The 20,606-nt window shown below is 62.2% G+C and carries 21 protein-coding genes and 2 tRNA genes; 5 read left to right on the plus strand and 18 right to left on the minus strand.

What is annotated here, in order from left to right:
• Positions 1-9: 9 nt before the first annotated feature.
• Genes pgmG through K3179_RS04685 form a run of 3 tightly spaced genes read right to left on the minus strand, consistent with a single transcriptional unit; the run spans position 10 to position 2,521 of the window.
• Positions 10-1,413, minus strand: coding sequence for a phosphoglucomutase/phosphomannomutase PgmG (gene pgmG / locus K3179_RS04675; RefSeq protein ID WP_221562686.1), 1,404 nt, complete (start codon positions 1,411-1,413; stop codon positions 10-12).
• Complete coding sequence (locus tag K3179_RS04680; RefSeq protein ID WP_221562687.1) at positions 1,410-1,712, minus strand: J domain-containing protein; 303 nt, start codon at positions 1,710-1,712, stop codon at positions 1,410-1,412. The genes pgmG and K3179_RS04680 overlap by 4 nt, the downstream gene beginning before the upstream one ends.
• The gene (locus tag K3179_RS04685) at positions 1,709-2,521 is read right to left on the minus strand and encodes a division plane positioning ATPase MipZ (RefSeq protein WP_221562688.1); all 813 of its coding nucleotides are present in this window, start codon (positions 2,519-2,521) and stop codon (positions 1,709-1,711) included. Before K3179_RS04685 ends, K3179_RS04680 begins: the two co-directional genes overlap by 4 nt.
• A gap of 89 nt (positions 2,522-2,610) precedes the next feature.
• Here K3179_RS04685 and panC point away from each other — a divergent pair, with 89 nt between their 5' ends.
• Positions 2,611-3,462, plus strand: a complete 852-nt coding sequence (gene panC / locus K3179_RS04690) for a pantoate--beta-alanine ligase (RefSeq protein WP_221562689.1) — start codon at positions 2,611-2,613, stop codon at positions 3,460-3,462.
• A gap of 28 nt (positions 3,463-3,490) precedes the next feature.
• On the opposite strand, the gene K3179_RS04695 is transcribed toward panC, so the two are convergent.
• The 9 genes from K3179_RS04695 to pepN form a co-directional block, all read right to left on the minus strand.
• Positions 3,491-3,564 (minus strand) — tRNA-Gly (locus K3179_RS04695).
• Between the two features lie 57 nt (positions 3,565-3,621).
• Entirely contained in the window at positions 3,622-4,254 is a 633-nt protein-coding gene (locus tag K3179_RS04700; RefSeq protein ID WP_221562690.1) for an OmpA family protein, read from the minus strand.
• Positions 4,251-6,104 (minus strand): cation:proton antiporter, encoded by a 1,854-nt coding sequence (locus tag K3179_RS04705; RefSeq protein WP_221562691.1) that lies wholly within the window; start codon positions 6,102-6,104, stop codon positions 4,251-4,253. The genes K3179_RS04700 and K3179_RS04705 overlap by 4 nt, the downstream gene beginning before the upstream one ends.
• 94 nt (positions 6,105-6,198) lie before the next feature.
• Positions 6,199-6,735, minus strand: a complete 537-nt coding sequence (locus K3179_RS04710) for an adenine phosphoribosyltransferase (protein ID WP_221562692.1) — start codon at positions 6,733-6,735, stop codon at positions 6,199-6,201.
• A gap of 93 nt (positions 6,736-6,828) precedes the next feature.
• Positions 6,829-7,680: a cytochrome c1 gene (locus K3179_RS04715; RefSeq protein ID WP_221562693.1), complete on the minus strand. Its 852-nt coding sequence runs from the start codon at positions 7,678-7,680 to the stop codon at positions 6,829-6,831.
• A 25-nt stretch (positions 7,681-7,705) separates the two neighbouring features.
• Complete coding sequence (locus K3179_RS04720; protein WP_100260173.1) at positions 7,706-8,998, minus strand: cytochrome b; 1,293 nt, start codon at positions 8,996-8,998, stop codon at positions 7,706-7,708.
• A gap of 23 nt (positions 8,999-9,021) precedes the next feature.
• Positions 9,022-9,594: a ubiquinol-cytochrome c reductase iron-sulfur subunit gene (gene petA, locus K3179_RS04725; protein WP_221562694.1), complete on the minus strand. Its 573-nt coding sequence runs from the start codon at positions 9,592-9,594 to the stop codon at positions 9,022-9,024.
• Between the two features lie 217 nt (positions 9,595-9,811).
• Complete coding sequence (gene pgeF / locus K3179_RS04730; RefSeq protein WP_221562695.1) at positions 9,812-10,495, minus strand: peptidoglycan editing factor PgeF; 684 nt, start codon at positions 10,493-10,495, stop codon at positions 9,812-9,814.
• 10 nt (positions 10,496-10,505) lie between these two features.
• Positions 10,506-13,160: an aminopeptidase N gene (gene pepN, locus K3179_RS04735; protein ID WP_221562696.1), complete on the minus strand. Its 2,655-nt coding sequence runs from the start codon at positions 13,158-13,160 to the stop codon at positions 10,506-10,508.
• Positions 13,161-13,202: 42 nt separating this feature from the next.
• Between pepN and K3179_RS04740 the strand changes: the two genes are divergently transcribed.
• The gene (locus tag K3179_RS04740; protein WP_221562697.1) at positions 13,203-13,979 is read left to right on the plus strand and encodes a Rossmann-fold NAD(P)-binding domain-containing protein; all 777 of its coding nucleotides are present in this window, start codon (positions 13,203-13,205) and stop codon (positions 13,977-13,979) included.
• On the opposite strand, the gene K3179_RS04745 is transcribed toward K3179_RS04740, so the two are convergent.
• Positions 13,962-14,900: a DMT family transporter gene (locus K3179_RS04745; protein ID WP_221562698.1), complete on the minus strand. Its 939-nt coding sequence runs from the start codon at positions 14,898-14,900 to the stop codon at positions 13,962-13,964. The two genes, K3179_RS04740 and K3179_RS04745, sit on opposite strands and share 18 nt — an antisense overlap.
• Positions 14,897-15,904, minus strand: a complete 1,008-nt coding sequence (locus K3179_RS04750) for a threonine aldolase family protein (RefSeq protein ID WP_221562699.1) — start codon at positions 15,902-15,904, stop codon at positions 14,897-14,899. The genes K3179_RS04745 and K3179_RS04750 overlap by 4 nt, the downstream gene beginning before the upstream one ends.
• Before the next feature lie 52 nt (positions 15,905-15,956).
• On the opposite strand from K3179_RS04750, the gene K3179_RS04755 reads away from it, so the two are divergent.
• Entirely contained in the window at positions 15,957-16,250 is a 294-nt protein-coding gene (locus K3179_RS04755) for a GNAT family N-acetyltransferase (RefSeq protein ID WP_221562700.1), read from the plus strand.
• Here the strand turns inward: K3179_RS04755 and K3179_RS04760 are convergent.
• The 4 genes from K3179_RS04760 to K3179_RS04775 form a co-directional block, all read right to left on the minus strand.
• Entirely contained in the window at positions 16,247-17,767 is a 1,521-nt protein-coding gene (locus K3179_RS04760; protein ID WP_221562701.1) for a PH domain-containing protein, read from the minus strand. The genes K3179_RS04755 and K3179_RS04760 overlap by 4 nt on opposite strands.
• Positions 17,764-18,231, minus strand: a complete 468-nt coding sequence (locus tag K3179_RS04765; RefSeq protein ID WP_221562702.1) for a PH domain-containing protein — start codon at positions 18,229-18,231, stop codon at positions 17,764-17,766. Before K3179_RS04765 ends, K3179_RS04760 begins: the two co-directional genes overlap by 4 nt.
• A 32-nt stretch (positions 18,232-18,263) precedes the next feature.
• Positions 18,264-19,433: an acyl-CoA dehydrogenase family protein gene (locus K3179_RS04770; protein ID WP_221562703.1), complete on the minus strand. Its 1,170-nt coding sequence runs from the start codon at positions 19,431-19,433 to the stop codon at positions 18,264-18,266.
• Between the two features lie 119 nt (positions 19,434-19,552).
• A tRNA-Thr gene (locus K3179_RS04775) sits at positions 19,553-19,627 on the minus strand.
• Between the two features lie 113 nt (positions 19,628-19,740).
• Here K3179_RS04775 and K3179_RS04780 point away from each other — a divergent pair.
• Both K3179_RS04780 and gpmA read left to right on the plus strand, forming a co-directional pair.
• Positions 19,741-19,884 carry a hypothetical protein gene (locus K3179_RS04780; protein WP_199800157.1) on the plus strand — a complete coding sequence of 48 codons (144 nt, stop codon included), beginning with the start codon at positions 19,741-19,743 and terminating at the stop codon, positions 19,882-19,884.
• A gap of 33 nt (positions 19,885-19,917) precedes the next feature.
• Positions 19,918-20,604: a 2,3-diphosphoglycerate-dependent phosphoglycerate mutase gene (gene gpmA, locus K3179_RS04785; RefSeq protein ID WP_221562704.1), complete on the plus strand. Its 687-nt coding sequence runs from the start codon at positions 19,918-19,920 to the stop codon at positions 20,602-20,604.
• The last annotated feature ends 2 nt before the right edge of the window (positions 20,605-20,606 follow it).

Here is a 20,606-nt window from a genome sequence, read left to right on the forward strand (position 1 = left end):
TCCGGGAAATCAGTGTCCGACGCTTTCACCGCGCTCGAGGCCGGACAGGCGCAGCTGCTCGTCGATCTGGTCCATCAGCCGCGCTAGACCTTCCTGCGTATCGCTCTCGGCGCGCGCAACGAGCACGTCCTGCGTATTCGATGCGCGCAGCAGCCACCAGCCGTCGTCCGTATTGACGCGCACGCCATCGGTTCCGTTCACCTGCGCATCGCTGTTGGCAAGGCGGTCCTTCACTTCCTCGATCGCCGCGAACTTGCGGCTTTCGTCCACCTGGAAGCGCATTTCCGGCGTGTTGATCATGTCGGGCATCGCACTGCGCAGATCGGTCACCGACTTGCCCAGGCGCGCCGATGCCGCCAGCAGGCGCACGCCCGCATAAAGTGCATCGTCGAAACCGTAATATTCGTCGGCAAAGAAGACATGCCCGCTCATTTCGCCGGCCAGCGGAGAGCCCGTCTCCTTCATTTTGGACTTAATCAGCGAGTGCCCGGTCTTCCACATCAGCGGTTCGCCGCCGCACTTCTCGACATGATCGAATAGCGCGCGGCTGGCCTTCACATCGGCGATAATCGTTGCGCCGGACATGGTTGCCAGAAGATCCTCGGCATAAATCATCAGCAGCTGGTCGCCCCAGATCACGCGCCCTTCGCCGTCGATCGCCCCGATCCGGTCCCCGTCGCCATCGAAAGCCACTCCGAAATCGAGGGACTTTGCGGAGACGAGCTTTTTCAAATCGGCAAGGTTTTCCTCGACAGTAGGGTCGGGATGATGATTGGGAAATTCGCCGTCGACTTCGGTAAAGAGAAGATGATGCTCTCCGGGCAGCCGGGCGACCAGCTTTTCGAGAGCAGGTCCGGCAGACCCGTTGCCGGCATCCCAACCGACGCGAATGCCTTCGAGCGCCTCGGCATCGATCCCGTCCAGTGCGGTAATCATGCGCGAGACGTATTCATCGACGATATCGCGATCTTCGACCGTACCCGCACCATCGCTCCATTCCCCGGCGGCCGACCGCCTGCCAAGCTCCTGGATGTCCTCCCCGAAAAATGGGCGGCCCTGAAAGACCATTTTGAAGCCGTTGTAATTGGGGGGATTGTGGCTGCCGGTTATCTGAATGCCGCCGTCGATATCGCGGTCGCTTGCCTCCGCATAATATAGCATCGGCGTCGGCCCCAGGCCCACCCGAACCGCATCGCAGCCCGCGGCGTTGATACCTTCGACGAGGGCGTGCTCGAGCATCGGCGAGCTGACCCTTCCGTCATAACCCACCGCGACACGCTTGCCGCCCGCTTCGCGCAGCATCGAACCGAATGTGCGGCCGATCGCGCGCGCATCGTCGGCACCCAGCGTTTCGCCGATGATGCCGCGAATGTCGTATTCGCGCAGGATAGTGGAATCGAAAGCATGGCTCATCGGGGAGGCTCCGGAGATTCGTAAGGTAATTCGTTGATGAGCAGGTCGCGCGCGGCATTCAGTTCCTGCATCTGCGCTTTGTCACCGCCCTTGTCGGGGTGAAGCATGCTGGCCATCCGGCGATGCGCCTCGCGGATTTCGCGGTGGTCCGCCCGCGCGGACACATTCAGCAGCTTGCGCGCCTTGAACAGCGCCTGCTCGCGGGTCGGGGTACCGCGAAGATAATCCCACGGCCATTTACCCAGCGCCCAGCGGCACAGGATCGACAGCAGCGCGGCAATGATCAGGAAACGCGTCATTCGGCTGCCTCTTCGACTGGCGGAAACGCGCTTCCCGGCAGGCGCAGCGCGGCGACAAGGCCGCGTAGTTCCTGCCTGGCGACGAGGTGGCTAGTGCCGAGATCGCCCAGATGTCCCTTGTCGAGCAGAGTGAGGCCCGACGGGAACAGCTCGCGGTAGATCACGCGTTCCGAAAGGCCTTTCGCAGTACGGAAGCCGACGCGCTTGGACATTTCCGCCAATGCCTGTTCGATGCGCGCCATGTTGCGCGCCTCTGTATGGCCCGTGCGGTTGCGCACCACGACCCAGTCCATCTGCGCCCGCTGCTGGTCGATCTGCTGGCGGCCACGCTTGATCCGCGCCTCCCAGATGAGTTCGGCGTAGAACGAGAGCTTCTTGACCTTGAAGGTCTCCCCTTCGACCTGGCCGATAAGGTCGAAATCGACGAAGCTGTCGTTCATCGGGGTGACGAGGGTGTCCGCCTGCGTGGCGGCAAATCGGGCCAGCGGATCGTCTCGGCCGGGCGTGTCCACGATGATGAAATCGGCGCCAGCGCTGTGCTCTTCGACGAAAGCGGCGAATTCCTCGGGTTCGAGACCTTCGATCGTGTGGCAGCGCACTGTTGGCAGATCGATGTTGCGGCGCTGCGCCGTGTCGGCCCGGTTCTCGAAATAGCGGCACATGGTACGCTGGCGATGGTCGAGATCGAAGGCGACGACATCGGCGCCGCGGTAGGCCAGCGCGACGGCGACGTGAACGGCCGTGGTCGACTTGCCGGTGCCGCCTTTTTCATTGGCGAAGGTAATCCAGTGGGGTGCGGTCTGGGACACGGTAAGTAAAGATACTCGCAAATTGTTGCTGCAGGCCCGCGCTCGGCGCTAGGGCGTCCGAAACGATCCTTATCCAAGGGGATAGACTGGTGCAAACGGCCCGTGAACTGGAAGTGTTGAGGAAGGCGGTCGATACGCTTCGCGGTGGGGGAAAGACCATCGCGCTGGTGCCGACGATGGGCGCCCTGCACGAGGGCCATCTTACCCTGATGCGCGAGGCTAGGCGCGCCGCAGATCACGTGGTCGCTTCGATCTTCGTCAATCCGCGGCAATTCGGAGAGGGCGAGGACCTGGACGCCTATCCGCGCCAGCTGGCGCAGGATTCGCAGCTTCTGGAAAAAGAAGGCGTGGCGCTTTTGTGGGCCCCTCAACCGCAGGAAGTCTATCCTCCCGGCTACGCCACCAATATCTCTGTGGCTGGCGTCAGCGAAGGGTTGTGCGGCGGCGACCGGCCCGGCCATTTCGACGGCGTCGCCACGGTGGTCTGCAAGTTGTTCAACCAGGTCAGGCCGGACATTGCCTTTTTCGGCGAGAAGGACTGGCAGCAACTTGCAGTTATCCGCCGGATGGCGCGTGACCTCGACCTGACCCAGCCCCATGTCAACGCGATCAGGGGCGTGCCGATCGTGCGTGAAGAGGACGGGCTCGCGATGAGCAGCCGTAACGCCTATCTCTCGCCCGATCAGCGCCAGCAGGCCGCTGCCCTCCCCCGCGCAATGCGCGATGCGATAGCGGTCTTGTCCGAAGGCGGCGAAGCCGAACGCCCGCTCGGCAATCTTCGCGAGGTGCTGCAAGTCAGCGGGTTCGACAGCGTCGATTATGCCGAATTGCGCGATGCAGACAGCCTCGAGCCCCTGCCGAAGGATAATGGTAATGCACGCCTGTTCGTCGCGGCACGCATCGGTGGCACACGGCTGATCGACAATATGGCGGTGGGATAGATCCGCGAACGCTCACGCGTACGGAGGTTGGAGCGGGTAAGGGGAATCGAACCCCTCTAGCCAGCTTGGAAGGCTGGAGCATTACCACTATGCTATACCCGCCCACACCTGCTTGGGCGGGAGCGCAGATGCCACCGGGAGTGGCCCCGCGTCAACAGGTCATTCGCCGGTCGCGCCGGTTTCTTCGCCGCCCGCCTCATCGGTCTGGGTGATGGTCTCGATAAGCGTAGGCGCGCGTGCTTCATCCGCATCGAATGCCTCGGTTTCGATCGTCACTTCGACCCGGCGATTCGCTGCGCGCCCTTCTTCGTTGGGCGAGCCATCCGGCAGGGCATTGGGTTCGATCGGGTTCTGTTCGCCGAATGCGATGATCTCGATACGCTCCTCGTCGACCCCGTTCTCGACAAGGAAATCGCGCACCGCTTCGGCGCGTTCGCGCGAGGCAGTCTCGTTCGCTTCATCGCTGCCGTCGCTGTCGGAATGTCCGCCCAGGACGATGCGGCCACCCTCGCCCATCTGGGGCGATTTGAGGATTGTCGCCAGCTCGGCGCGGGCCGCTTCGGTCAGTTCGCTCGTTCCGTCGGGAAAGCCGAGGGTCGTTTCCAGCGGAGGCAGCGGAGCATCCGCCGGCCGGCCATCGGCGCCCTCACCTTCCTGCTCGAAGATGGAGCGCGGGGCGTCGCTTTCGTTCGGGGCCGGTTCGGGCGATTCCTCGCGTCCGCAGGCCTGCAGCCCCATTGCTGCGATTGTCAGGCAGGCCATTCCCGCCCAGCTCGTCCTCGTCCGGTTCATGCCGGTTCTATCCCCTGCTTACGTCCAGATTTCTTGCGGGCCGCATTCTCCTCGGCCGTGCGGCGTTGGGGCGGCAGGTAACTCAAGATCGTGTCGCCGGCGCGCGGTTCCGGCCGCGCTGCATGCGTGAAGAAGCGGATGACCCCGCCCCTGCGGATCAGCAGCAACATGTTCGCCGCATCGGGCAGCCGCTCCTGTGCATCCTCGAAGTCGAATTCGTCCGAGAGTTTCGTCTTGCGGAATACCCAGCCCTGCCGCTGGCGCTCGGACACGTCTTCCACTCCGAAGCCGGATTCGAAGAGCGCACGTCCCCGCAGGCTCTCGGGAAGCGAGTGCTTGTCGTCCGATTGGGCCGCTTCGCCCAGCTGGAACACTGCATCGCGGCCAATCTCATGGGCGAATTCGTTGCAGACGAGAGCATTGTAAGCCTCGTTCTCGGTCGCAGCGACGAGGTTCTGGTAGGGTGCGAGTTCCAGATTATGCTCGGTCGCCTCGTTCAGGATTTCGCCGTGATAGAAGGGGATACCTTTCTGACGGGCCAGCGCGAGGCGTTGCCAGCTGGAATCGACGATCAGCACCGGGGCCTTCATCTCCTGGACCTGTTCCGCCAGGGCGATAGTCCAGGGCGTGCTGCCGACGATCAGGATGCCCGGCCGGGTCGCCCCCTTCACCTTGAGCAGCTTGGCGACGAAATCGACGGTGAAGCCGTGTGCCACGATGGTCACCACGACCACGGCGAAGCTCAGGCCGATCAGCAAATTTCCGTCGGTGAAGCCGAGATCGGACAGGCGCAGGGCGAACAGGCCCGAGATAGCGACAAGCACGATACCGCGCGGGGCGATCCAGGCGAGGAACAGGCGCTCGTTCCACGGGATGTTGGTGCCCAGCAGGCTGATCAGGATCGTCGCCGGACGGACGAGGAAGAGCAGTGCCAGCAGGAACAGGCCGATGGGCCAGTTGATGTAGCGTATGTCCTCGATACTGAGCGATGCCGACAGCAGAATGAATATGCCCGACACCAGCAAGACCGCGATGTTCTCCTTGAACGGATGGATCGACCGCAAGCTGGACACATTCATGTTCGCCAAGGCTACGCCCATGACCGTAACCGCTACAAGACCGGCTTCATGTTCTATCAAATTCGATACGACGAAGACGCCCACCACGGCTGTCAGCAGGACAGGCACCTTCAGATATTCGGGCACGGCACCGCGCGGGAAAGCCCAGGCGATTGCAAGTGCGGCGATATAACCGATCAGGCCGGCGATAATCGCAGCGATGATCAGCGGAGGTACGACTTCGAATAGCGTGGCGTTGGGTTGCTCGGCGACTTTCCGGAAATACTCGTAGGCGATCACCGCGCACAGCGCGCCTGTCGGATCGTTGACGATAGCTTCCCACTTCAGGATCGAGGCGGGTCGCGACTTGATCGAGCTTTGCCTGAGCAAGGGTATAACGACTGTCGGGCCCGTCACCACTAGGATCCCGCCGAACAGGATCGCCACTTCGGGGGCCAGTCCCGCGATGTAGATGCCAGCCAGAGCGCCGAAAAGCCATCCGATGGCTACCCCAACCGTAGCGAGCCGCATGACCGCGCTGCCGGTGTGGCGAAGTTCGCGGAAGTCGAGGCTCAGGCCGCCTTCGAAAAGGATCAAGGCAACGCCCACCGCCACCATCGGCTCGAGCAGTTCGCCGAACGCATGCTCGGGATCGAAAATGCCGAGCACCGGGCCGGCCAGGAAACCGGCCGCAAGCATGAGAACGATTGCAGGCCACCCGGTTCGCCACGCGATCCATTGCGCACCGATACCCAGAATGCCCACCAAGGCTATGACAAGTGTCTGTTCCATGCCCCTCGCAAAGTCAGTCGGCCTTCATTGAAAGGCCTTCCCGCCCTCAATGCCCGAAAGCCCGACTATTTCCAAATTTCATTGAATTTCGACGCTAATCTCCATCGAACTGCATGAGCGAAGAGACCTCGACTTTGCAATCGCGAAGCTTTTCCGCCCCGCCCAGGTCCGGCAGATCGATGATGAAGCTGGCCGCCGAAACCTGTGCGCCAGCCTTGCGCAGCAGATCTGTCGCCGCGCACGCCGTCCCGCCGGTGGCAAGCAGGTCATCGACGATGGCGACACGCGCTCCTTCGCCGATCGCCTCGGGGTCCATTTCGAGCCGGTCGCTGCCATACTCCAGCGCATAATCGACGCCGATGGTGGCGATGGGCAATTTGCCGGGCTTGCGGATCGGAATGAAGGGCTTGCCGAGGGCGGCAGCCACGGCGGCACCAAAGATGAAGCCGCGCGCCTCCATTCCCGCGATCGCATCGACCGGCCCTTTCGATACTTGGGCCGAAAGCCATTCCACACTTGCTCGGAACCCCTCGCCGTGACCGATCAAGGTCGTGATATCGCGAAACTGTATGCCCGATTTCGGAAAGTCCGGGATTGTCCTGACGAGCGACTTCAGTTCTTCAGGTGACATGGCGCGCCTTTTGACTGACGGTGACACAAAGGAAAACGCCCCCACCATCGCTTCGATGGCAGGGGCGTTCAAGCAAGAGCGAGAAATCCTCGATCAGTTTTTCTTGGGCTTCACTGCCGCCCAGATCTGCTGCTTCGACATGTAGGCGAGGATCGTCGCGAAAAGGAGGAAGATAAGTACCGGCCAACCGGTCTGCTTGCGCTTCACCAGGGTCGGTTCCGCAGTCCAAGTCAGGAAGGCGGCAACGTCCTTCGACATCTGTTCGATCGTGGCTTCCGTACCGTCGTCGTAGGTCACTTGGCCGTCGGTCGTCAGCGGCGCGGCCATGGCCAGGTTAAGGTTCGGGAAGTACGGGTTGTGGTGCAGGCCCGGACCTGGAGCGGCTTCGGGATGTTCTGCCAGGAGCTCTTCCGAAGGCGCCTGGTAGCCCATCAGCAGCGACGCAACGTAGTTCGTACCGTCACCGCGTGCTTTCGTGATCAGCGAAAGGTCCGGCGGGATCGCATTGTTGTTGGCAGCGGCAGCAGCCACGGCGTTCGGATAGGGCGACGGGAAGTAGTCGGTAGGCAAGCCTGGGCGAGTGGTCGCCTCGCCGGTGTTCGGGTCGATCCCCGGCACCTGCTTGGAGGCCGCGTATGCCTTCACCTGGCCTTCGTCGTAGCCGAGGTCTTCCAGGTTACGGAAGGCTACGAACTTGAGGCTGTGACATGCCGAGCAGACTTCGTCGTAAACCTTGAGGCCGCGCTGGAGCTGGGCCTTGTCCCATTTACCGAAAGGCCCGTCGAACGAGAAGGCGATGTCCATCGGCTTTTCGTAGGGCACGTGGCCGGCAGCCTCTTCCGTGGCGGCGTTATATGCGCCGATGACGAATGCGAAGAGTGCAACAAATGCGAAGCCGAGGCCAACCAGGATGGCTACGAGGCGGACGCTGAGAAGTTTGGTCATGACCTGAAGATCTTTCTCGTATCGCTTAGACGGCCGGCGTCGTGTTTTCGCCGAGCACGGCCTTCTTGTCCGAACCGAGCACCGCCTCGGTGATCGAATAAGGCAAGGGTTCGGGCTTTTCGACACTGCTGATGATCGGGAGGATCACCAGGAAGTGCAGGAAGTAGTACGCCGTGGCGATCTGACTGAGCATCACATAGGGCTCTTCAGCCGGTGCGCCGCCGCAGATGAACAGGACGATCATCGTCGGGATCAGGCCGAACCAGAAGAACTTGCGGAACAGCGGACGGTAATGGCCGCTACGAACCGGCGACTTGTCCAGCCAGGGCAGGAAGAACCACAGCAGGATCGAGGCGAACATCGCGATAACACCCCACAGCTTGGCCGGAAGGATGAAGTCGACGGTGAAGGCGCGCAGGATCGCGTAGAACGGCCAGAAATACCATTCCGGAACGATGTGCGCCGGCGTCGAAAGCGGGTTCGCTTCGATATAGTTGTCCGGGTGGCCGAGTGCGTTGGGCAGGAAGAAGACCATCGCGAAATAGGCGAGGAGGACCACGCCGAGGCCGAAACCGTCCTTGGCCGTGTAGTACGGGTGGAACGGAACCGTGTCGCTTTCGCTCTTCACCTCGACGCCCGTCGGGTTCGAGGAACCCGGGATATGCAGCGCCCAGATGTGGAGGATGACCACACCGGCGATCACGAAGGGCAGCAGGAAGTGCAGCGAGAAGAAGCGGTTCAGGGCGGCGTTGTCGGGGGCGAAGCCGCCGAGCAGCCATATCTGGATCGGTTCGCCGACCAGCGGGATTGCGCCGAACAGGCCGGTAATGACCTTGGCACCCCAGAAGCTCATCTGGCCCCAGGGAAGGACGTAGCCCATGAAGGCGGTAGCCATCATGAGCAGGAAGATGACGACGCCCAGCAGCCAGATCATCTCGCGCGGGGCCTTGTAGCTCGAATAGAACAGGCCGCGGAAGATGTGCATGTAGACGACGATGAAGAAGAAGCTCGCCCCATTCGCGTGGGCATAGCGCATCATCCAGCCCCAGTTGACGTTGCGCATGATGTGCTCGGTCGTCGCAAAGGCGACCTGGGCGTTCGCTGCGTAGTGCATCGCCAGCACGACGCCGGTGACGATCTGCAGCACGAGGAAGAAGCCGGCGAGAACGCCGAAATTCCAGAAATAGGAAAGGTTGCGCGGGACCGGGTAACCGGCGCCGACCGCATTGTAGACGAGGCGCGGAAGCGGCAGCTTCTCGTCGAGGAAGCGGGTGAAGCCGTTGCTCGGCTGATATTCGCGTGCCCAGGGAAAGCTCATGTCTGTGTCTCTCGTCTTCTAGCTCAACCGACCTGGATAACCGTGTCCGAGGTGAACTCGTACTCCGGCACTTCGAGGTTCGTCGGGGCCGGACCCTTCCTGATACGACCGGCAGTATCGTAATGCGAACCGTGGCAGGGGCAGAAATAGCCGCCAAACTCGCCCTTCACTTCGCCTTCAGCGGCGCCAAGCGGCACACAGCCGAGGTGGGTGCAGACGCCCATTGTGACGAGGATGTCGCGGTGACCTTCTTTGGTGCGGTCTTCTAGGCTCTGCGGATCACGGAGCGAACCTGTCGCTGTGGCATTGGCCGCGGCAATTTCCGCATCGGTCAGACGCTTCACAAACAGCGGCTGCTTGCGGAAGACCGCCTTGATAGCCTGCCCCGGCTCGATGCTCGACACGTCCACTTCGGTCGAGCTGGCTGCGAGAACATCCTTCGACGGAGCCATCTGGCTGACCAGCGGGTAGACGATGAAAACACCGCCCACGCCTGCAGCGCCGATTGCGGCGATGTCGAGGAAGTCGCGACGACGGATTCCGTCATCGGTCTTTACTACGGTTTCAGTGGAAGCGGTTGCAGTTGTGTCTGCCATCAGCGCGTTGCCTTGCCTGCCTTGCGGGTCGAATGCCTGGGTTGGCAGACGACGTGAAAGAATTGCGATCCGTTGCCCGGAAACCCGGTGCGGGCAATGCCCGAGGCGAAAAAGCCTGTGCGAAAGCCCCCGGTGTCCCGGTTTGGTCCGGGCCTCTAGCCTTATTGCGCCCCCTTGCCAACCGCCATTTTGGCCAGACGAGTTCGGCTTTGTGCAACTATCCCGTCAGGCAGATTGCGCTGAACTGGCGTCCTTCGGTCGGCTCTCCGCGATGTGTCGACCGGCGATAGGAGTAAAACCGCGATTCGAGCGCATAGGTGTCGAGCGATAATCGATCGATAACCTCTACCCCTGCGAGTGACAGTCGCCACGCCGTGTAGCCCTCCAGATCGAACTGCCAGTGCCCTTCGCGACCGACCTCGAAAAATCGATGCGCGGCGCTTTCGAACTTCACCCGAAAAGCATCGTCGACCTCGTAACTGGCCTGGGCGATGCACGGGCCGATCGCAGCGGAGATGCGAGCCGGTCTGGCACCGAGTGCCTCCATCGCCGCGACTGTATTCTCAAGCACCCCGCCATGCGCACCGCGCCAGCCGGCGTGGGCCGCACCGATGACCCCCGCGTCGGCATCATGGAGCAATACCGGCGCACAGTCGGCGGTCACGATCGCCAGGCGAATATCCGTCTCCCCGGTCACCATCGCATCCGCCTTGGGCCGGCTCTCGAAATCGAAATCGCTATCGACAATTATGCAGTCTGCGGAATGCACCTGCTTGAGCAAAGCGGTCGGTGCATCACCCCCGATCCGACCCAGCTCTCGCCTGTCCGATTGGGGTCCGGTGAGGAAACCATGGGCGATTTCGAGATCGTCGGATCGCACCAAGTCATGAGGATCCGCCACGCGCTTCGCCTTAATCAGCCAGGCTTCTGGACACCTGCTCGTAGGTATCGCGCGACAGCTTCTCGGCCTTGGCGATCCGCTCGAGCTGCTCGCGCATGAGGGCCGCCCGCTGCGGTTCGACCTTCCGCCAGCGTCCAAGCGGCGGAACGAAGCGCGCAGCCGTTTGCGCGTTGATCGGATCGAGCTCGAGGATGAGGTCGCCGATCATCCGGTAGCCCTCGCCGCTGGCCGCGTGGAACCCCTGTGGGTTTCCGGCAAACGCCATATAGAGCGACCGCACCCGGTTCGGATTTCGCAGGGTGAAATCGGGATGGTCGGCCAAGGCCTTTACATGCTCGACCACCTTCGGGTGAAGCGAAGATGCCTGCAATGCGAACCACTTATCGATCACGAGGGCATTGCCTTCATAGCGGTTGTAGAAATCGAGCAGCTTGTTGGTCCGCTCCACGCCCTCGAGACCGGTGAGCACCATGAGCGCGCCCTGCCTGTCGGTCATGTTGTCTGCCCGGTCATATTGGTGAGCCGCCAGTTCGGCCGCCTTTTCGGGATCGCTGGCTGCCGCATAGGCAAGCACCATGGTTTTCAGCTTGCGCGCGCCCTTGGCCTCTGCATCGAGCGAGAACGGGACCTGTTCGGCCCGTTCGTAGAGCCGATGCAGTGGCTCCGAAAGCTGGCTACCGACAAGGGCCTTGAGCCGCTCGCGCTCGGCATGGATGAGACCCGGGTCGGCGAGCTCCATCTGTTCTGTGATGTAGGTCTGGCTTGGCATGCTCATCAGCTCGCCTCGCATCAGGTCGTCGATGTCCGGATCGGCAAGGATGGCACCCATGGCTTCGGCGATACTCGCGCCGCCGCGGTTTCGCTCCTCTTCGGAAAGCTTGCCAGCGACTGCGGCGACCAGGTGCCGGACCATCAGATCCTGCATGGCCTCGTAGCGCGCAAAGGGATCGTCATCGGAGGCTGCAAGGAACACGAGATCCTCGCGATCGATCGCACGGTCGATCGTGACCGGCGCCGAAAAGCCCCGATTGATGGAGAGGACTGGTTTGTTGGCGAAGCCATCGAACCGGTGTTCTGCCGATTCGGTGTCGAGCACGATCAGCTGCTCGCCGCTGTGCGACGCGGTCTGCTGGTCGAAAAGAGCCAGCTTCAGCGGGATCGGCATCGGCTTCTTGTCCGGCTGGCCGGGCGTCGGCGGGACGGTCTGGCGAAGCTTCAGCACCGCTTCCTCGCCTTCGTGCGTCAGCTCGACCGAGACTTTCGGGGTCCCGGCCTGCGAATACCACAGGCGGAACTGTTTCAGGTCGAGCCCCGCGCCATCCTCGATCGAGCGGACGAAATCCTCGCAGGTCGCCGCCTCGCCGTCGTGACGGTCGAAATACAGGTCCGTGCCTTTGCGGAAGGCCTCTTCTCCGGCCATCGTGCGCATCATGCGAATGACCTCGGCGCCCTTGTTGTAGACTGTCGCCGTGTAGAAATTGCTTATTTCGCGATAGCTGTCCGGGCGGATCGGATGCGCCAGAGGCCCCGAATCCTCCGGGAACTGGGCTAGGCGGAGGATGCGGACATCCTCGATCCGCTTTACCGGCTCGCTGCCCATGTCCTGGCTGAAGAGCTGGTCGCGCAGAACGGTGAAGCCTTCCTTGAGCGAGAGCTGGAACCAGTCGCGGCAGGTGATGCGGTTGCCCGACCAGTTGTGGAAGTATTCGTGACCGATAACGCCCTCGACCGCATCGAAGTCGCCGTCGGTCGCGGTTTCGGGATCGGCCAGCACGTATTTCGTATTGAAGACGTTGAGGCCCTTGTTCTCCATGGCGCCCATGTTGAAGTCCGAAACCGCAACGATGTTGAACAGGTCAAGATCGTATTCGCGCCCGAAGGCCTCCTCGTCCCATTTCATCGAGCGCTTGAGGCTCTCCATCGCGTGCTCTGTCCGAGGCAGGTCGCCGTCGCGAACCCACACGTTCAGTTCGACTTCGCGGCCGTTCATGGTGGTGAAGCTATCGCTGCGGGCGACAAGGTCGCCAGCCACCAAGGCAAAGAGGTAGGACGGTTTGGGCCAGGGGTCGTGCCATTCTGCCCAGTGAGTGTCGCCGTCCTCTCCTTCGTCGGTCCGGTTGCCGTTGCACAGCAGGATAGGGAACTGGTCCTTCGCACCGCTCATCCGGACGGTGAAGGTGCTGAGCACATCGGGCCGGTCGGGGAAAAAGGTTATCCGCCGGAAGCCTTCAGATTCGCACTGCGTGCAGAGCATTCCGTTCGAGGCGTAAAGGCCCATCAGCTGCGTGTTGGAGGACGGATCGATCTCGGTCTCGATTGCGATCTCATGCGCTTCGCCGGGAAGCGTCAATACGAGATCGTCGCCATCCATGGTGTAGGCTCGCGTCGGTTCCCCGTCGATCTTCACACTTGTCGGGATCAAGCCATCGCCATTCAGCCTGATTGTCGGCGAGGCATCGGCCTTGGCATTGCGCGCGACCGTAAGGCGCGATCTGACGCGGGTGCTCTCGAGGCCGAGGTCGAACTCGAGACGGGTCTCAGGCACCATCCAGGGGAAAGGACGATAATCCTCGCGCCTGATCTCGGGCGGATCGTGCGGCTCCACGGCTGCATCCGCCATTTCGATGTTGCCGTCAGGGCTCGAGGGAGTGCGTGCTATATCCATGTTCATCCTGTGAATCTGAAACCTTTACGCTAGAACGCGCCGATGGCTCGATTGTTCATCTTCGGTCTCGGCTACACGGCGGGACGAATTGCGCAAGCGATGCGCGGTTCCGGCTGGCAGATCGATGCCACCGGAAGCGCGGGCGATGTCGCGTTCGACGATACAGATGCAGTGATCAGCTCCTTGGGTTCGGCCAGCCATGTCCTGAGTTCGGTGCCGCCCGCCGACGGCATGGATCCTGTGCTGGATCGATACGGACACGCGCTGGGAGGCAAGTGGCTGGGCTATCTGTCGTCCACCGGGGTGTACGGAGATACAAGGGGTGCCTGGGTCGATGAAAGCACCCCGACCGGCGGTGGGCGCCGCACGGCGCGTGCCCAGTGCGATGCACGGTGGTTGGAGCACAACGCACGGATCTTCCGCCTTCCCGGCATATACGGCCCCGGACGCAGCGCTTTCGAGAGGGTGCGCGAAGGCAAAGCCCACCGCATCGATCTGCCCGGACAGGTTTTCAGCCGTGTGCATGTGGAAGACATCGCCTCGGGTGTCGTCGCCGCCATCGAGAAAGGCGCGCCGGCGGGCGCCTACAATCTCGCAGACGACCTGCCCACGAGCCAGAATGCGGTGATCGAGGAGGCGTGCCGCATACTAGGGACCGAACCGCCACCCTTGGTGTCGATGGAGGAAGCAGACCTCTCGCCCATGGCTCGCGGATTTTATGCCGAGAACCGCCGGGTCGCGAATGGTAAGGCCAAGCGGGTGCTGGACTGGAAGCCTCGCTATCCGACTTATCGCGAAGGGCTAGGCAGCCTGCTTTAACGCCGGTGGCGGTGTTTGCCGGGCGCGCAGGGCAATGACGAGGCCGATCAGCGCCAGCACCGCGCCGATCACGGTCTGCGTGGTCCACCGGTAATCTTCGAACAGCGTCGAAAGGAGCATCGCCACGATGACGGTCACGATACCGTTATAGGCTGCCCTGCCTGCCCCGATCTCGCGCACAAGGGTATAGTGGAGCGGAAAGGTTACGACGCTACCGGCCAGTGCCAGCCAGCCGATACCAACCCAGAAGCTCTGCCGGTCGGGAAGCTGCGGCGGTCCGGCGGTGAACCAGGCAAGGGCAAAATCGGCCAAGGTCCCGTAGAGCATCGCCCATGCCAGCAAGGAGACCATCGGCAGCGCGCGGCCGGTCTCGTTGGCCTGCACGACATTCGCGATACTTGCGGCAAAAATACCGAATACGGCCCACAGAATTCCGAGCGGGATGCTGCCGCCCAGCGGGTTCAATCCTGCTTCGTGGATGAGCAGCAGGGCGATGCCCGACAGTGCGACGACAGTTCCCACGACGAAGCCGCGGGTGATCTTTTGCCCAAGGAGCCACCATCCGAATGCGGCATTGCTCACGATCAGCATCGTGAACATGACCGCGACGATGCCGGAAGTCAGGTGGAGCTCGGCCCGGTAGACGAAGTTGAAGTTCGCACAGAACTGGGCGATCCCGATCGCAATTGCGAGGATGTGGCCGTTCCTGCCTATCGCCAGCGACCGACCCATGACGCGGGCCAGCAGGAACATGGCAGGGGTCGCAATTGCGAAACGTACCGCCACCGACCAGCTGGGCGCGGCCCCGTCGATCTGGTCGGTGATCACCCACCAGGTCGAACCCCAGATCATGCCGGTGAGGAGGAAGGGGATGACGATGCGCCAGCGCAGCAGGGTCGTCTCACCCGCCGAAGCGCTCATAGGCCGGAAATCGCCGATGCGAGCGCCCGCGCGTCTTCTTCGCGGGTATTCCACGCAGTGACGAACCGCGCCGCATCATCGCCCCAGTCGTAAAAGCCGAACCCACGTGCCCTGAGCGCCTGGCGCTCTGCAGCACTGCAGCGCACGAAGACCTCGTTCGCCTCGACAGCGTGCATCAGTCGCTCCCTGCAAGCTCCGGCAATTTCCTGTGCGGCGGCATTTGCCGAGCGGGCATTGTGGAGCCAGACATCACCGTCGAGCATGGCGTGAAGCTGGGCCGCGAGATAGCGTCCCTTGCTCTGCAGGTGGCCCGCGCTCTTGCGGCGATACCGCGCGACATCGGCCAGTCCCTGATCGAAGAATACGATAGCCTCTGCGGTCATTCCGCCGTTCTTGACGAAGCCGAAGCTGAGCGCATCCACATCACCAGCGGCTTCCGCGGCCGAAACATCGAGAAACGCAACCGCATTGGCGAACCGCGCACCATCCATGTGAAGCCCAAGCCCGCGTTCCTTCGCGAGAGCGGAAATGGCGGCCAGTTCCTCGGGCCGGTAGACGCGTCCGTATTCGCTCGCCTGGGTAATGGAAATCGCGTGCGGCTGGACCTGGTGCACATCGTCGCGGATCGGATCGATTACCGCGCGAATGCTGTCGGGCGACAACTTTGCGCCATCACCTTGGCCCAGAAGCAATTTCGCGCCGTGCAGGTAGAAACCCGGCGCACCGCCCTCGTCCATTTCGATATGTGCCTCTTCGTGGCACACGACCCCGCCGTGCGGCTGGACAATGGTCGCCAGCGCGAGGCAATTGGCGGCCGTACCCGTTGCCACCCAAAGGACTTCGCAATCGCGACCGAACAGCGCGGAAAACTTTTCGTCGAGCGAAGCGCTGTGTGCATCGCCGTCATACGGGGCATCGCTCGCATCGGCGGCACGTAGGGCATCCCAGATCGCCGGGTGGACGCTGGCTGCATTGTCGGAGAGAAACTGGGCCTGGCTCGTCATAGGGGAACGCCTCTAGCGCGCACGGCGTTGCTTGCACAGAAAGGAAATCTGCGTGAGCGATACGATCCAAATCCAGCACGAGGGCGACGAGACTCAAGGCCGCTACTTCACACCCGTAAAGGGTGCCGGGAGGGAAGCGGAGCTGACCTGGCGCGCGGACGGTGACGTGCGCCACGCCACCCACACCTTCGTCCCGCCGGAAGCGCGCGGCAAAGGCTTTGCCGCCCAGCTGGTCAAGGCGATGATCGAGGACGCAAAACAGCAAAATTTCCGGATCGCGCCGGATTGTTCATACGTCGAAGGGTATTTCAAAAAACATCCGGAGCTATCGGATTTGCGCGCCTAGAGCGGTTCAACACGCGCCTCCAGCAGATCGGAAAAGTCCGTCTTGCCGATGCTGTCCAGGATAGCGTTGCGCCAGGCTCTTGCTTCACCCACCGGCATGCCGTGGACGCGCAGATTGCCTCCCGCGAGACCCAGAAGGAGGCTCGCATAGCCCCGACGACGGGCTATCGGCCCTTGGACGATCTCGACCGACTGCAGTTTGGTGCGCGATCCGATCGCAAGGCTTGGCGTGAACCAGCCGTGCCTCGAATAAAGTTGGGTCGCATCGAGCGCATGACGATCATGGCGCCAACGCCACCAGTGATGCGCGATGATCCATGCGAGCGCGATCGCGGGGATGAGCCATTGCCACGACGGGGTAATGAAGATCGCTGCAATAGTGACCGGCAAGAGTGCCACGCTGGCGAGGATCATCTTGTCGAGGCGATACCGGTCCATGGCGCGGTGCCAGGTGATGTCGCTCCCCGGTAGCGCGAAGCCGGTCTCCGCAACGATAGGTGCGATTTCGTCCATCTGCGCGAACGGCGCGGCTGCGTGATTGGCCGCGCCGCTGTCACTCGCAAGGCTAATAACCTTGAGCCCGTGCCAGCCGAACAATCTGCGCAGGAATCCCGTTTCCAGCCTCAGCGCCTGAACCCTGTGCACGGGCATGACGAGATCGGTGCGGGTCAACAATCCGCGGCGGCGGCGAAAGCCCTTCGGCGTGCGATCGAGGCGAAAATCCCACTCGCGCAGCGCCGTGCGCACAATCCCGGTTGCGAAACCGAGAACTGCGAGAGTCGCTACCCCGATCATGACGCCGATCGCTTGTGCCAGGGGGCCAAGCCCGGCCAATTGCTGGCCCGGCCCTGCCAACCTTTCCTGCCAGAGGTCGAGATCCCAGAGATCGAAGGGAAGCAGGAACTCGAACTGCTGTGCCAGACCGCCGATCACTGCGACCACAGCCAGCGAAAATTCGAACAGTCCGAATGTAAGGACCCGCTTCGGTCCCATCTGGAAGAGCGGTGCACTGCTCTGTTCGGAATCGGCTTGCGGAACTTCGGACAAGGCCTGAGGCACACCCTCGTCGCGCCGCTCTCTCACGACTTCCCGCAGCCGCTCCCCTTCCGCTTCGGAAAGATAGGCAAGCGAGAGGTCCTCCTTGCCGCCCGCCCCGGTCTCGAACTTCACTGCGACGAGCCCGAAAAGCCGGGGAAGCAGCTTCTGTTCGATGCTCACATCCTGGATGCGCTCGTAAGGAACCGACCTGGCGGCGCGGGACAACAGGCCCTTCTCGACCCGGATGTCGGCATCGCCGGTAGCGTAGGTCAGCCTTGTCCATTGTAGGTACTGTGCCACCAGATTGCCGACGAACAGCAGGCCGAGCACCGGCAAGGCAAACGACAGCCTGTCCAGTTCGTCGCGCATGACGACGAAGAGCGCGGCCGCGGCCGGAATGAAACGAATTATGTAGCTGACCGCCTCCACCAGAAAGGTGCGCGGATCGGTTCGCTTCGGTTCGCGAAAGTCGCCCGTCATTGCGTGTCACGGCGGATGGCGGCGCGGATTTGCTCCCGCATCATCATGGCGTCTTCATGGGCGAGTCCGGGAAGCGATACGGAGGAATTGTGACTGCCCGCCGTGTGAACCGTAAGGGTCGCAAGATGAAACGCGCGCTCAAGCGGACCTTGGTCGACATCGATGTGCTGCACCCGGCCGAAAGGCACAACTGTATCCGAGCGAAACAGCACGCCGCGCACCACACGCAGCCTTTCTTCTGCAAGGGAATAGCCGCGCGTCGCATATCGGCGCATCGGCAGCCAGACGACGAGGTACAATACGACCAGCAGGACCGGACCCCAGACCACACCGGTCCAGCCCGGTATCACGAATTCCGCAATGCTGGCCCCTGCGAGCAAGACGACCGCAAAAATCGCCGCAACGAGGCGCATCATCGTCTTGTAGCGCGGATCGAGCTCGGTCAGCTCCGTCGTGTCTTCCATGCCGTTATGCCTAAGCAATACAGCGCCGGCTATCAACGCCTTTGATCGAAGCGTCGCCCGACGATGGCTGCCGCAATATTCGTTTTCTGCACATCGGTGGTTCCACCCGCTATTCCCCAGGCGAACCCGTCCCTAACGCGCTGCTCCATGCCGTATTCCTTGTGGTAGCCATAGCCGCCCATGACCTGCATTCCATTGGCGGTCACGCTACGCACGATGTCGTTGGCAAAACATTTCGCGGTCGAGCTTTCGTATACGCTCGGCAGCCCATCGGGATTATGCTCCGCATTGGCCGCAGCGCGATAGATCAGCAGGCGCGACGCTTCGACCTGCATCGCCATTTCCGCCAACCGCATCTGTACCGCCTGGAAATCGACGATCGGTTTCCCGAACGCCTCTCGCTCCTGCACATATTCGGTCGCCTGCTCCAGCGCGGCCGCAGCAAGCCCGAGCGACTGCGTGGCATTGCCGCACCGCTCCAGCCCGAACGCGCTCATCAATTTCCCGAAACCGCCGGCGGGGACGATCTCGTTTTCCTTGGGCACCTTGACGCTGTCGAAGGTGATGTCCCGCGTTTCGATACCTCGAAAGCCCATCAACTGCTCGCGCTTGCCGAAGCTCACGCCTTCCATTTCCTTGTCGACCAGCAATGCGCCGATACCCTTCGCCCCCGGGGCTTTGGAAAGCCTCGTGTAAACGACGTAATAGCGCGCATGCCCCGCGCCGCTGGTCCATCGCTTGTTGCCGTCGAGATGGTAGTGGCTGCCCTCGTCCCTTGCGCGGGTGGTGAGGTCTGTGAGCGCCGTTCCGGCATCGGGTTCCGACATGGAAACGGCCACCGTCGCCTCGCCTGAAACGACCTGCGGGATCACCTTAACCTTGATCGCATCGCTTCCGAATCGCTCCAAGGTCCGAACGGGTCCGACCAGTGCTTCGAATACCGGGAAGGCGACGGCGTTGGAGATCATAGCGAATTGTTCGAGCACCAGCAGTGCCTCGAGATGGCCCAGCCCCAGACCGCCATATTCTTCCGGCAGGTTGACGCCCAGAAAGCCCATCTCGCCATAGCGACGCATCATTTCGGGCGGGACGGAGAAATCCTTCTCCTCCATTTCGCGCGCGAGCTCCGGCAATTCCTTGCGAGCGAAGGTGCGTGCCGCGTCCTGAAGTTCGCGCTGCTGGTCGGTCAGGCGGAAATCCATTAATCTCTCCCTCGAAAGGGGGAGTGCCGCGATGGGTGGCAATGTGCAACCCGCTTGTTGGCGTTGATAGGCTGAGCCGGGCGCGTGGCGACCGGCGTTCACGGATCAGAAGAAGAAAATGGTGCTGCTGGGGAGGATTGAACTCCCGGCCTCACCCTTACCAAGGGTGCGCTCTACCACTGAGCTACAGCAGCACGGATCCTCCGCAAGAATGCTTGCGGGGTGGAGGCGCGCGCTATTGGCAGACACGGCGGATAAGTCAACCTTAGCTTGCGAGCCGAACCGAATTTCGCAAAAGGATTGCGCGATGAGCCAGCCAAACGACAAGATGACCCGCGAAGAGCGGCTTGCCGCGAAACTTCGCGAGAATCTGCGCCGCCGCAAGGGACAGGCGCGGGAAATCCGCGAATCGGATGCAGACGGGGTTTCCAAGCCCGACACAGACCGCTAACGCGCAGTGCTCCTAGGGAAACAGGGAGCGCCCATGTCCAAGCTGATCCTCGTCCGTCACGGCCAGAGCGAGTGGAACCTCGCCAACCGGTTCACCGGCTGGTGGGATGTCGACCTAACCGAGAAGGGCGAAACGGAAGCGCGCGAAGCCGGTGAGTTGATGAAAGCCAAGGGCGTATTGCCCACGACCGCTTTCACTTCGGTCCAGAAACGCGCGATCAAGACGCTGAATATCGCGCTCGAGGCCTGCGACCGCCTCTGGATCCCGGTGACGCGCGACTGGCACCTCAACGAACGGCATTATGGTGGGCTGACCGGCCTCGACAAGCAGGAAACCCGCGAGAAGCACGGTGACGAGCAGGTGCATATCTGGCGCCGCAGCTTCGATGTCCCGCCGCCCGAACTCGAGGCGGGCAGCAAATTCGACCTCTCCGGTGACCCGCGCTACGCCGGTATCGACGTGCCGCGCACCGAAAGCCTCAAGCTGACGATCGAGCGCGTGCTCCCATATTGGGAAGAAGCCATCCTCCCGCAGCTGGGCAAGGGCGAGACGGTCATCATCTCGGCCCATGGCAACAGCCTGCGCGCCTTGGTCAAGCACCTGTCCGGCATTTCCGACGACGAGATTACCGGACTGGAAATACCGACCGGCCAGCCGATCATCTACGAATTCGACGGCACGCAGGTTTCGGGCGAACGCTATTATCTGAAGGACAGCTGATC

Source organism: Qipengyuania intermedia, assembly GCF_019711615.1.
Classification (GTDB): Bacteria; Pseudomonadota; Alphaproteobacteria; order Sphingomonadales; family Sphingomonadaceae; genus Qipengyuania; species Qipengyuania intermedia.

Bases quoted from the DNA above. Each gene is read 5' to 3' on its own strand.
- pgmG (WP_221562686.1), bottom strand. From the start codon at position 1,413: ATGAGCCATGCTTTCGATTCCACTATCCTGCGCGAATACGACATTCGC.
- K3179_RS04680 (WP_221562687.1), bottom strand. From the start codon at position 1,712: ATGACGCGTTTCCTGATCATTGCCGCGCTGCTGTCGATCCTGTGCCGC.
- K3179_RS04700 (WP_221562690.1), bottom strand. From the start codon at position 4,254: ATGAACCGGACGAGGACGAGCTGGGCGGGAATGGCCTGCCTGACAATC.
- K3179_RS04705 (WP_221562691.1), bottom strand. From the start codon at position 6,104: ATGGAACAGACACTTGTCATAGCCTTGGTGGGCATTCTGGGTATCGGT.
- K3179_RS04710 (WP_221562692.1), bottom strand. From the start codon at position 6,735: ATGTCACCTGAAGAACTGAAGTCGCTCGTCAGGACAATCCCGGACTTT.
- K3179_RS04715 (WP_221562693.1), bottom strand. From the start codon at position 7,680: ATGACCAAACTTCTCAGCGTCCGCCTCGTAGCCATCCTGGTTGGCCTC.
- K3179_RS04720 (WP_100260173.1), bottom strand. From the start codon at position 8,998: ATGAGCTTTCCCTGGGCACGCGAATATCAGCCGAGCAACGGCTTCACC.
- petA (WP_221562694.1), bottom strand. From the start codon at position 9,594: ATGGCAGACACAACTGCAACCGCTTCCACTGAAACCGTAGTAAAGACC.
- pepN (WP_221562696.1), bottom strand. From the start codon at position 13,160: ATGGATATAGCACGCACTCCCTCGAGCCCTGACGGCAACATCGAAATG.
- K3179_RS04740 (WP_221562697.1), top strand. From the start codon at position 13,203: ATGGCTCGATTGTTCATCTTCGGTCTCGGCTACACGGCGGGACGAATT.
- K3179_RS04745 (WP_221562698.1), bottom strand. From the start codon at position 14,900: ATGAGCGCTTCGGCGGGTGAGACGACCCTGCTGCGCTGGCGCATCGTC.
- K3179_RS04750 (WP_221562699.1), bottom strand. From the start codon at position 15,904: ATGACGAGCCAGGCCCAGTTTCTCTCCGACAATGCAGCCAGCGTCCAC.
- K3179_RS04760 (WP_221562701.1), bottom strand. From the start codon at position 17,767: ATGACGGGCGACTTTCGCGAACCGAAGCGAACCGATCCGCGCACCTTT.
- K3179_RS04765 (WP_221562702.1), bottom strand. From the start codon at position 18,231: ATGGAAGACACGACGGAGCTGACCGAGCTCGATCCGCGCTACAAGACG.
- K3179_RS04770 (WP_221562703.1), bottom strand. From the start codon at position 19,433: ATGGATTTCCGCCTGACCGACCAGCAGCGCGAACTTCAGGACGCGGCA.
- K3179_RS04780 (WP_199800157.1), top strand. From the start codon at position 19,741: ATGAGCCAGCCAAACGACAAGATGACCCGCGAAGAGCGGCTTGCCGCG.
- gpmA (WP_221562704.1), top strand. From the start codon at position 19,918: ATGTCCAAGCTGATCCTCGTCCGTCACGGCCAGAGCGAGTGGAACCTC.